The organism is Paenibacillus sp. FSL H8-0332, assembly GCF_037963835.1.
GTDB lineage: Bacteria > Bacillota > Bacilli > Paenibacillales > Paenibacillaceae > Paenibacillus_AQ > Paenibacillus_AQ rhizoplanae.
Window position 1 is genome coordinate 7,395,703 of sequence record NZ_CP150145.1, and the last position, 11,456, is coordinate 7,407,158.

Annotated in this window: 9 protein-coding genes; 5 read left to right on the forward strand and 4 right to left on the reverse strand. The window is 53.2% G+C overall.

Features of this window, described 5'->3' with window-relative positions; translation table 11 throughout:
• Positions 1-199: 199 nt before the first annotated feature.
• The 3 genes from NST43_RS32475 to NST43_RS32485 all read right to left on the reverse strand — a co-directional run bounded on the left by NST43_RS32475 (position 200) and on the right by NST43_RS32485 (position 2,825).
• Positions 200-427: a helix-turn-helix transcriptional regulator gene (locus NST43_RS32475; RefSeq protein ID WP_209994035.1), complete on the reverse strand. Its 228-nt coding sequence runs from the start codon at positions 425-427 to the stop codon at positions 200-202.
• A 291-nt stretch (positions 428-718) separates the two neighbouring features.
• The gene (locus NST43_RS32480; protein ID WP_339221574.1) at positions 719-1,525 is read right to left on the reverse strand and encodes a WYL domain-containing protein; all 807 of its coding nucleotides are present in this window, start codon (positions 1,523-1,525) and stop codon (positions 719-721) included.
• Positions 1,512-2,825: a WYL domain-containing protein gene (locus NST43_RS32485; RefSeq protein WP_339221576.1), complete on the reverse strand. Its 1,314-nt coding sequence runs from the start codon at positions 2,823-2,825 to the stop codon at positions 1,512-1,514. The genes NST43_RS32480 and NST43_RS32485 overlap by 14 nt, the downstream gene beginning before the upstream one ends.
• Before the next feature lie 177 nt (positions 2,826-3,002).
• Here NST43_RS32485 and NST43_RS32490 point away from each other — a divergent pair, with 177 nt between their 5' ends.
• The 5 genes from NST43_RS32490 to NST43_RS32510 all read left to right on the forward strand — a co-directional run bounded on the left by NST43_RS32490 (position 3,003) and on the right by NST43_RS32510 (position 8,905).
• Entirely contained in the window at positions 3,003-3,809 is an 807-nt protein-coding gene (locus NST43_RS32490; protein WP_339221577.1) for a nucleotidyltransferase domain-containing protein, read from the forward strand.
• A gap of 202 nt (positions 3,810-4,011) precedes the next feature.
• A complete protein-coding gene (locus tag NST43_RS32495; protein WP_339221579.1) occupies positions 4,012-5,277 on the forward strand; it encodes a class I SAM-dependent methyltransferase in 1,266 nt (421 codons plus the stop codon).
• Positions 5,278-5,280: 3 nt separating this feature from the next.
• Entirely contained in the window at positions 5,281-7,881 is a 2,601-nt protein-coding gene (locus NST43_RS32500) for a metallophosphoesterase (RefSeq protein WP_339221581.1), read from the forward strand.
• Positions 7,882-8,052: 171 nt separating this feature from the next.
• Entirely contained in the window at positions 8,053-8,502 is a 450-nt protein-coding gene (locus tag NST43_RS32505) for a LytTR family DNA-binding domain-containing protein (protein WP_339221583.1), read from the forward strand.
• Positions 8,495-8,905, forward strand: a complete 411-nt coding sequence (locus NST43_RS32510) for a hypothetical protein (protein WP_339221584.1) — start codon at positions 8,495-8,497, stop codon at positions 8,903-8,905. Before NST43_RS32505 ends, NST43_RS32510 begins: the two co-directional genes overlap by 8 nt.
• 92 nt (positions 8,906-8,997) lie before the next feature.
• On the opposite strand, the gene NST43_RS32515 is transcribed toward NST43_RS32510, so the two are convergent.
• The gene (locus NST43_RS32515) at positions 8,998-11,379 is read right to left on the reverse strand and encodes a N,N'-diacetylchitobiose phosphorylase (RefSeq protein ID WP_339221586.1); all 2,382 of its coding nucleotides are present in this window, start codon (positions 11,377-11,379) and stop codon (positions 8,998-9,000) included.
• Positions 11,380-11,456: the final 77 nt, after the last annotated feature.

Sequence of the window (11,456 nt, forward strand, 5' to 3'; positions counted from 1 at the left end):
TTTAGTTGAACATATTTGAGTAAATAATAAAAAACCCATCAGGCATAAGCCAGGCGGGTTATTTTATGTAAACTCTGAATTCAGTTTACTCTTCAACCGCGAAGTCTTGAATGGAGACCCGGATCCCTTGGGGATAGAAAATCCGATTGGTTTTCAATGCACCGCTTCAAGTTCTAATCTTAAGGACGTCTTATATAGATTATTGTTTTTCATTACTATCAACCAAATCAATAATCTCCCTTATATCTTCAATATTTAAAGCCTCTGCAATTCTAATGATATGACTAAAATTAATACTTTCTCGTTTTCCATTGGCCAGTTCGCTTAATGCAGCATGGCGGACAAGCGATAGTCTAGACAACTCCCGCATCGAAATCTTATGCTTTTTAGCTAAATCAGCTATGTTAACCACTATTCTTTTCCCCATAGTAACCCCTCACTCATCCTGAATATTTTATTGACTTTACGCATAAGCGTATCATATTATTTCTTTGTTTTTGGTACGCTCATACGTAAATTAAGCGTTTTTAGTTTGAAATTTCTTTGTATATTAGAAAGGAGGCCCCCATGCCAAGCATTCTCGAATCGCTATATCATGGCAGTCTATTTCCTACAGGGAATGGATATGACGGCTGCATTTGTGTCCGGGACTATGATGATGATTGAGGTGCTAGTCGATGGGCAGCATGTTTAAATGATAATGACCTATTGAAACGCCTCACTTTTCCATCTCCCCATACCTTCCCACCGCCATCTCCGCTGACTTCAGCATACGCTGCTTCAGCTGCTCGCCCTGGGTGATCTTTACGCGCAGGCCCAGGAAGCGGATACGGGAGAGCAGGAACTCGCTGTCGTCCCTCATGTAGTGGACGGTGATGTGGTAGATCCCGGTAGCTTCATCGAAGGCCACGGACTTATCGAAGCAGGAGAACGTGGACAAGATCCGCGACAGCTCGGCATTGTAGACAGGAATGACCTGAATGCAGGCCGATTCTCTCAGACCGTCTAGGAGACGGGCGATCCGGGCCTTGAGGCCGTCGATCCGGTGGGCGGGGATGGGAGCGGGATCGGCAGACACGATGTTCCGCAGCTTCGTGGACATGAGCGAGCGCTGCCGGGTGCTATACCATTGTAAGTACCACTCCCGCTTATACATATTGTACTCCAGCTTGTGAGGGAAGCCGGACGGATCGTTCCGTTCCCCGCCATGCTTGATCGCATACGTGATCTGAATTCCCTGATTCTGCATGATGATGCGCCGTAGGGGGCGGAGCAGCGGATGATAGACCTGGCGCTCCTTGCTGCGGGCCTTCTCGATGATAATCTCTCCTACTTCAATAGAGGCTTCGGCCTCGAGCAGGGAATTCAGTTTACGTAAGGTTTCGGTTGAAAAAGCTTCAGCCGCCGCCGGATGTCCCAGCATCGTCTTCAGCCAGGAACGCTCCTGCGAGGTTAGCGCCAGGGAGCCGGCCTCTTCCAGGCGGGAGATGATCTGGAAGTTGAATATTTTCTCAAAGGGATTCATAGTAGCTCTTAATCTCCTTCCATTCCTCCATGAACTGCTTGCGCAGCCAGCGGGGCTCCAGAATCTCGCAGCTGGAGCCGAAGCTCCGCAGCCACGGCTTGATCTCAAAGATCTCGTTCACTGTAATCTCGTACAGGAAGGTAGTATCGGATTCCTCCGTAATGGTTCCCCACTGCCCCTGCGCCTCGACCCGCTCGCGGATGAAGTTGGCGCCGGACCGGCTGGGGTTATAGAATCGGACGACAACCTTCACCGCACGGGTGGTATCAGTTACCCAGCTATACTCCAGCTGAGCCTCCAATTGCTTAAGTCTCTGCGCAAACTCCTCTTCTTCTACAGGCTCGCCTTCTTCAACCTGGGTCAGGCCATCCATCCGTAATTTCTTAATCCCAGTCCGGCTGTGATAGCCGATCAGATACCAGCGCCCATACTGATGATCGTAGACGACACGCAGCGGAAGAAGGCTGTCCGTAATCCCGGCCGATTCCCGCTCGAAGAGGGGGTTGGTGTTCTGGGAGGTGTAGTTCATGCCTTTTTTAGGCGACAGGTAGAGGAACCTGATTCTCCGCCGCTGCTGGATCGCCCCGTGGATCGTATAGAGATGCGCCTCATCCAGAATCCGTGAATGGTAATGGTATTTGTACCGATGGGTCTCTGTGGCTTCGGGAAGAATGTCCCGTATCCGCAGCGCCTTCTTCAAGGTGTCACGCAGGAGGTAACCCTGGACAGACGGAATCTGCGTATTGGCAATGACATCTACATAATCGAACAGGTCGAGTAGCTCGTCATCCGTCAGCTGGTCCAGCAGTTCGTTGGCTGCCTTGTACCGGTAGGGGCGTTTCTCATTCACCCTTACAATTACGCCGACCTCCTCCAGGTATTTTAGGTCTCCCCGGATGGTCTTCTCGTCCGGCAGCGGCGAATCGGCGGGCATCTGGTCACAGCAGCCGTCATGCAGCTCCTTGGCCGTCAGCTCCTCACTCTGAAGTGCAGTTAACAGCAGCGTCAGCCGGATGCTCTCCGTCTCCTTCAGCGATTTCGCCCGGAACAGGAACAGGAGCAGCGGATCGGCCGATTCATAGTAATTGTAGCGGAGCCATTCGGACAGCTCGGTGCCTTGTTCTGTGCTCAGATCCTGCTGCAGGACGGTTACCATCTCTTTGAGATTGCGCAGCGTTTTGTCATAGGTATGTACGGAAATGCCGAGCCGCTCGGCGAATTGCTGCCTGCTATAAGCTCCCCCGGCTAGTGACAGCATACGGAGAAACTGGATTTCTTTATCGAAGCTTTCCTTGGCCATATGTATACCTCCAGCCTGTAACGCGTTCATGAGTTGTAATAGTTAATACCTCTATTAAGCACCAGAGTTGCTTGAAAGGGAAGGTTTTTTGCCTGCTGCCATACTTTCACCCTGTTCACCCTTGGAAAAATGAGGGAAGATAGAGCCAGCGAAGCCGACTTGAAACGGAGGGATGGCATGAACCCTATAAATACGCTCATCCATGAGCAATTGAAGCAGATTGAACAAGAGGAGCAAGTGACGATCCTCTATGCCTGTGAGTCAGGCAGCAGGGCGTGGGGGTTCCCCTCGAAGGACAGTGATTATGATGTGCGGTTCATCTACGTGCATCGGCCAGAGTGGTATTTATCGATCTGGGATACAAGGGATGTCATAGAGCGTCCTATTAACAATATGCTGGATATTAGCGGCTGGGATCTGCGCAAAGCCCTCAAGCTGTTCCACAAATCCAACCCGCCGCTGCTGGAGTGGCTGCAATCTCCGATCCAGTATGCTGAGAAGTTCAGCGTGGCGGAGCAGCTTAGTGGGATCTCACCTTATACCTTTTCGCCGAAATCCTGTATGTACCATTACCTGAATATGGCCAAAGGCAACTACCGGGATTACCTGCAAGGGGAGCAGGTCAAGATCAAGAAGTATTTCTACGTGCTGCGCCCGGTGCTGGCCTGTGAGTGGATTCACCGGTACGGGGAGATGCCGCCGATGGCATTCGAGGTACTGGTGGACCGGCTGATTCCAAGGGACGGTGAGCTATGGCATGTCGTGCAGCAACTGCTGGCCCGGAAGAAGTTGGGTGAGGAGCTGGACCTGGAGCCGCGGCTGAGTGCGATTAACGAGTATCTGGAGGAGCAGCTGAAGGTGCTGGAGCAGATCGCGGCGGCATACCTGAGTGCTAAGAAGGATAATCGGGACGGGCAGCTTGATGCTCTGTTCCGGGATGCCTTGCGGGAAGTATGGGGGTTGAATTTAAACTATATAGATTGAACTAAATAATTTAAGTTAAGGGAAAAGTGGCGGAGGGGAATTTTGGAACTGTAGGAGCGATAGCGACCGCCTTTATGGTTGGATTTCTACCGCCATTGGCGGTCTAAATCAGGAAATCCAACCATAACAGCGGCCGGAAGTCCAAAACTTCTCTGGAGTCACGGTTAATCCCAAAACAGAAAAAGTTGGGAGGAAGACAATCATGGCTATTGTACAACTGAGATCAACGAACCCGCAGCTAAGCTTCATAATTAAAAAGAATCCGCAGAGCGGCATGCAGCTGCGCCCGGTCCGTCAGGGTACCGCTTACGGCTGGTATTCGGATGAGACCACCTATAATGTGTATTTCAAGGATGCTGACAATGAGGTCTCCTATAAAAAAAACGATGGCGAGAGCTTCGAGTACCTCAATGTCTCCCGCTATAACACCCCGTTATTCCCGCTGAATGCGGTGAATGAGTTCTTCTCTACCCCGTTCAAGGCACGGGATGATCGGGATGCGGAGGGGTTTGAGCACTCTTTTACCATCCAGATGATTCATGTCGAGCGGTTGCACTACATCCGGTTCTTCGAGCAGCATCTGAAGGATTATACGTTCACCCTGGAGCATCAGGCGCATAAGAGCTATTCCCTGACCATTACTACGCATAAAAGCTTATACCACCTCCTGCATGTGGTCAGTGTGCTGTCCTTATTCTTATCGATCTTCGGGGATGAATATATCGATATTTCGGATCGGATTCTGGACAAATATATCCGCAGTCTGAACGTGATGGACGCCCCATTCTATATCCGCAGCCTGTTCGCCCGGAATCTCCTGAAGACCCGGGAGCAGTTCAAGCGGTACAAGGCGGCGGTCGAGCAAACGGATCTGTACCCGATTGGTCTGGAATATGGCAGTACGGCGATGCAGCGGCGGACGTTCATCTCGGGTGTGCTTCCTTTCGATAAGCCCATTCTGGATATCGGCTGCGGGGAAGGCTTCTACGCCATTCCGTATGCCGGGAAGATTGAAGGCGCTTATTATGCGGTGGATATCAACGAGGAGCTGCTGGAGGTCGTGAACCGGAAGGCAAAGGCCAAGGAGCTCGATAACATCGTCACCTTACGCTCGCTGGAGCATTTCCTGGAGTCGTACAACGGGGAGCAGGTGGATATCATACTGACTGAGGTTGTGGAGCATATGAGCGAGACGGAAGCGGCTGCGCTGATCCGGCAGATCATCCGCCATGTGGACTTCGGACAGCTGGTTGTGACCACGCCGAATGCGGAGTTCAATCCTTACTATGAGCTGGAGGGCTTCCGGCATGAGGATCACAAGTGGGAAAAGGGTCAGGCGGCGTTCGAAGAGTGGCTGACTGCCACACTGCAAGGGCTGGGCGTGGAAGCCGAATTCTCGCTCATGGGTGACCGGGTGGGCGACATTCGTACCACGCAGAGCGCGATTGTGCGCAGACAGGAGGGTTAGGCCATGGACATTCAGACGAAGGTACACACGATATTCATGCTGGTGGGAGCGACGGAGTGCGGGAAGTCTACTTTTGCCAAAGAAGTGCTGATCCCGCAGCTTAAGGCTGCGGACAGCACCACAGGTCTGCGCACGAATGTGCAGTACCTCTCCTCAGACCTGATCCGTCAGGAGCTCTTGGGCTTCGACTACGATAAATATGACCAGGTTATGCTGGAGGCCAGCTCGCATACGTTCGCGCTGTTGTTCGAGCGGCTGAAGCGGGTCACCTCCTGGCCGATTAATGCGGAGTTTGTCATTATGGATACGATTGGTCTCGCCGAGGATTACCGCAGCAAGGTGCGGGCGATTGCCCAGGAGAATAACTACAACCTTGAAGTGATTCTGTTCGATTACCGTAAGCGGGAGGATTATTATGCCTCGGAGCGCTCGAAAAAGCTGATCTCAAATCACCTGAACCGGCTGCGCCGGGAGGTATTGCCTGTGCTGTCCCGCGAGGGCTATCATGGTATTCATAAGGTGCGGGCGAAGGATTTTCTGCTGGAAGGTCCTGAAGGTATGGGGGAAAAGCTGCCGAACCCGGATTACCGGGTGCACATTCAGGACTGGGAGGCCTATGCCGCTGCGGTGCTTCCGCAGGAGCAGGAGTACATTGTGATCGGGGACGTACACGAATGTGTTCAGGAGCTGCAAGGCCTGCTGCGAAGCTATGGCTACCGGATGGAAGAAGGGAAGCTAAGCGCTACGGATAAGCTGAAGAATACACGGATCATCCTGGCGGGCGACTGGATCGATAAAGGCAAGCAGACCCGGGAGATCATACAGTTCCTGTATGACAATCAGGAGCATTTCCTGTTCGTAATGGGTAACCACGAGAATTTCGTCTACAAGTACCTGCGAGGGGAGATTAAGGGGACTGAGCCGGAGCTGCTGAGAACCTATTTCGATTCCACTCAGGTGTTACAAGAAGATGAGGAGCTGTTCCGTCAATTCTCCGTGCTGGTGGAGAGTGCGAAGCCGTTTTACCGCTATATCGGGAATCGGGGGCCTTCCTTCTATGTGACGCATGCCCCTTGCCGCAATAAGTATGTCGGGAAGCTGGATACGAATTCGCTGCGTCATCAGCGCAACTTCCGGTTGGACCGTGAGTCTGCGTACGAGCAGCAGCTGGGCTTCCTGAAGGAGGAGGCGGAGGGGAACCATCCGTTCCATCTGTTCGGACATATTGCTGCTAAGCAGACGTTCCGCATCAAGAACAAATTACATCTGGACACGGGGGCGGTGCATGGGAACGGGCTAACTTCTGTCCATATAACCTTCAAACCGTTCTACAAAAGCCATAAATCCCGCCAGCAGCTATTGCCGGAAGAATTGCCGGTTCTCTTCCGCGAAGTGAGCACGGTCTCTGTGGAGGAGCTGGATGCAGAGTCCATGCGCAGACTGCACTATTCCTCGCAGAATAAGGTCAACTTCATCTCCGGGACGATGTCGCCGGCGGATAAGGATGAAGTAGCGGGCGAGCTGGAGTCGCTGCGCAAGGGATTGGATTATTTTGCCGGACGCGGGGTGTACGAGGTGGTCCTTCAGCCCAAGTACATGGGATCGCGCTGCACGGTGTATCTGTACCGGGACGTAGAGCATTGCTATGCGGTTAGCCGTAACGGTTATAAGGTCAAAGCTGTAGATCTGACGCCGGTCTATGAAGCATTGCTGGAGCGGTTCGGAGCGTATATGGCGGAGCAAGGCATCCGTGTGCTTCTGCTGGACGGGGAGCTTTTGCCTTGGAAGGCGCTAGGGGAAGGGCTGATTGAACGCCAGTTCCAGCCCATTGGGCGGGCCCTGGAGAACGAGCTTGCGTTCCTGAGGCAGCACGGGTTCGAGGAATCGCTCGGTGAGCTGATCCAGGCGTATGAAGCCAGCGGGTTCGAGCAGGACCAGCACCATCTGACCAAAGAAGCGCTTAACACCAGCTACGGCGCGCATGTATACCAGACGTATAAGCATGTCCGCAGCATCCGGGATACCTATGTGGGGCTTGACCAGCGTGATGAGGCGTACCGGGTGTATAAGCAGCAGTTGGAGCTGTATGCAGGGGATGCGGAGCTTATGTATAAGCCTTTTGCCATCCTGAAGGAAGTGCTCGAGAGCGGAGAGGAACGGGTGCCTGAAGGGGTAACCTCAGAGCAGTACCGCTTCCTGAATGACGATGAGATCCTGGTGCTGGACCTGCAGGAGCCGGAGGCTTACAGCCGGGCCGAGGAGTATTTCGCGACTATAACGGTCGAACGGCAGATGGAGGGGATCGTGATTAAGCCGGAGCAGGAGCAGCCGGGAGTGGTCCCTTACCTGAAGGTCCGCAATCCGGGTTACCTGTCGATCATCTACGGCTACGACTACAGATTCCCGCACAAGTATGCCAAGCTGATGAAGCAGAAGAATATCGTACCCAAGCTGCGGACTTCCCTTGCCGAGTACCGGTTGGGTAAGCAACTGCTGGAGGTCAAGCTGGAGGATATTTCGGCGGACAACAGCGGCTATAAGCAGATTGCCGCGAACCTGTTATTCGAGGTGACGAAGGAGAAGGAGATCGATCCTAGGTTATAAAAGATAGTCAGGCAGGCTGCCGGGAAGCTCCCGGCAGTCTTCTTGATGCGCCTGCGGGGCACAGCCCGCGCTGTGATGAAACAAAACAGCGGATTTCTGCAAGAGAACGCAGATTGATGGTCAAAACGCTTTTAGGATAATAATATGGGTGTTGAGAGGAGGCAGTGCCAGTTGGAGATCAGATTTGAAGCAGACAGCGGGATGGATCGGGGATGGGCTAAGGTCGTTACGCATCCGGCGGAGCAGGAGCATTGGAAGAATCTTGAGGCAGCCTTTCAAGCAGCAGAGAAGCGGATCATAGTGATCAATGCCAGCAATAACCGCCAGGTCTCCCTGGAGACAAGCAAGGTTGCGGTAATCGAAGCGGAAGACCGGATGTGCAGTGTACACCTGATTACCGGAGAGATGTACCTGCTGAATACGAGGCTGAAGTTCGCGCTGGAAGCGCTGGATACGCCCGGGTTCGTCAAGATCAACAACCAGACCATCATCAATACCCGCTATATCAAAGAATTCTCGGCAACCGCTAATGCGCGGGTGGAAGTCCTGCTGACGAATGATAGTTCTTATACTGTCAGCCGCTACTATATCAATCATTTCAGGAGGAGTTATCATGGCTAATCAGATCAGGCAAGGATTCTTTCAGGTATTTACTCTTACGTCGCTTTGGGTCACGCTGCTGTTAACGGTGTTCTTCAGAGATCAGCCGGTGGAGATGTTGTATCTGTGGCGTCTGGCGGGTATCGCCACTATCGCTGCCGTAGTCTTCGGGGTGATGTATAATGTGCTGTGGAATCACTTTACGCTGAAGCCGCTGTGGAATATTCTGATCGGTTCGCTTCTCAGTATTGCCGGCGGAATGGGCATGGTGTGGTTGTTCTCTGTCGAGATGTTCGATTCCATCAGTGCATGGTGGCCAGGAATGCTGCTGTTATCCTTGATCCTGCATACGGTTGCGTTCTACTTCTATGCCAGAGCGAATAGCAGGAAGTCAGCGGAGGAATTGAATAAGATATTGAAGTAACATAATGCGTGATGCCAAAAGAAGGAGAGCACCCGCTGGGTCAGCTCTCCTTCTTCGTATCGATCTATGCCGTTCCTTGGACCGGCGTGAAGTTAACCCATCACAACCAGCACTTCGTTCTCTGCCGCCATCCGGGACACAGGAATCAGGTTGCCCTCGATCTCTTCGCCGTTGATGACGATGCGGGAGACGCCTTTCTGGACGCCGCTCTTGTTCTCGACCTGGATGTTCAGCTTCTTCCCGCGGAATTCGCGTACCATGGAGAAGTTGGTCCAGTCCGAAGGGACACACGGGTCCAGACGGAGGCCGTCTTTCTGGGGCTGAACGCCCATAATGCCCTCAGCAAGTGAGACCATGACGGTGGAGGCCGTGCCGGTCAGCCAGTGGACATGGGCCCGGCCCTGATACGGGCTGTCCTTGGACTCCACGAATTGGCCGTGGACGTAAGGCTCCAGCTTGCGGACCTCCGCATTATCATTCATGGTGGCCGGGCTGCAGTTCAGGAAGTACTCGAACGCGCGTTCACCGTTACCAATCACCGTCTCCGCCAGGATGAGCCAGCCCTGCGGCTGGCTGAAGATGCCGCCGTTCTCCTTGGTCGAAGCGTTGAACAGCGCCATCAGTGCTACCGGCAAGCCGTATTTGCGGAATGGCGGGTAGAACAGCATCGTGCCGTAATCGGTCCGCAGATTGTCATAGACCTTGTCCATGGCGAGCTTGGCCTGTTCAGGACGGGCTGCGCCGCTTAATACCGACCAGCTCTGCGGGTTCAGCCAGATTCGGCCCTCGTCGTTCTCCCAGGAGCCGATGGTATAGTTGTCCTCGGTGAAGCCGCGGACGAACTGATCCTTCTCCCAGGCATACTTCTGGATGTTGCCGTCCAGCTCCTCCAGCAGGCCTTGTGCCCACGCAGCATCCTCCGGCTTGTTCTTGTTCTCCGCGATGTCCATGAATACCTTGAAGCCCATGTACAGCTGGAAGGCCACGAACAGCGATTCACCCTTGGCACCAAGCCGCAGGCAATCGTTCCAGTCGGCATGAAGTCCAACCGGCATGCCGTGGGCACCCATCCGGTCAAGACTGAATTGAAGGGCCTGCCGCAGATGCTCATATACCGTGGCCTCGCCTTGATCCGAATAAGGAATGACCTCATCGGTGAAGTCCCAGTTCCCGCTCTCATTCAGATACTTGATTACCGTTGGGAATAGCCACAGGGCATCATCGGCCCGATAGTGGGGATGCCCGGTCTCCCGTACATATTCCGGGTCGTCCGGTGTGCCTTCATGTCCCGGATTATGATCGAATTTCACGAGCGGAAGCCCGCCGCCGTTAGAGACCTGGGCCGAGATCATCATCCGCAGGCGTTCCAGGGCCATCTCATGATCGAGATGGATAATGCCCTGGATGTCCTGCACCGTATCCCGGTAGCCGAGCCCGTTGCGCAGGCCGGAGTACTGGAAGGAGGCGGCACGCGACCAGATGAAGGTGATGAAGCACTGATATGCGTTCCAGGTGTTGATCATATGGTTCAGATTGTTGCTTGGAGTCTGCACCTGGAAACGGTTAAGCTTGCTGTGCCAGAAGGTCTTCAGTTCTTCAAGTTCCCGGTCAACCACGGATAAATCCTGGTAGTGGCTAAGAATGCCGGAGGCTCCCTCTTCATCATATTGTCCCAGCAGGAAGGCAATTTCCTTCTCTTCTCCCGGCTGTAGCTCTACATTCATCTGCAGGGCACCGCAGGCATTCGCATTATAGTTCAGCGAGTTTGAGCATTGACCGTTCTCCACGGAGAGCGGATTCCCGTAGCTGCGGTAATCTCCAAGGAATGTATCGCGGTCCCCGTCATAACCGGCCACCTCTGCTCCGGCTGCGCCGAAGAATCTCCAGGTCTGCTCTCCCGCGATATTTTCATTGATCACTTGAAGAATTTTATCGTGCTTGAAGTAGGTCCGGGAAATAAACAGCGTGTATTGCAGGTTCACGGTATCTTGCTCATAGTTGTTGTCATTGGTGAATTCGGCGAAGCCGAAGAGAGCCAGCTTACGCGGAGTGCTGCCGTCATTGCGGATCTTCATACGCCATACTTCATAGGTCTTGTTCAGCGGTACGTAGTATAAGGACTCGGCATGGATATTGTCATAATCTGAGACGATGTTCGTGTATCCGGTTCCATGATGGCAGACGGACTTGTATTGCTCCAGATCCTTGCCCACAGGCTGCCAGGAGCCGGACCAATAATCGCCGTTCTCCAGGTCTTTGACATAAATGTAGCGCCCAGGCTCATCCTTGGAGTTGAAGTGATAGCGGATATGCCGTCCGTTGGCCCCGGATTTCACGAAGCTGTAGCCCCCGGCGTTACCTGAGATAATCGCACCGTATTCCGGCGAACCGAGATAGTTGGCCCAAGGAGCAGGCGTATTCGGCTTCGTAATCAGGTACTCTTTGTTCTTGTCGTCAAAATGACCGTATTGCATAACCATTCCTCCTCATGATAGATGACAGGCAGGGTTATGAACGCGCGTTCATAAATGACCGAAGAATCCCGCCCAAT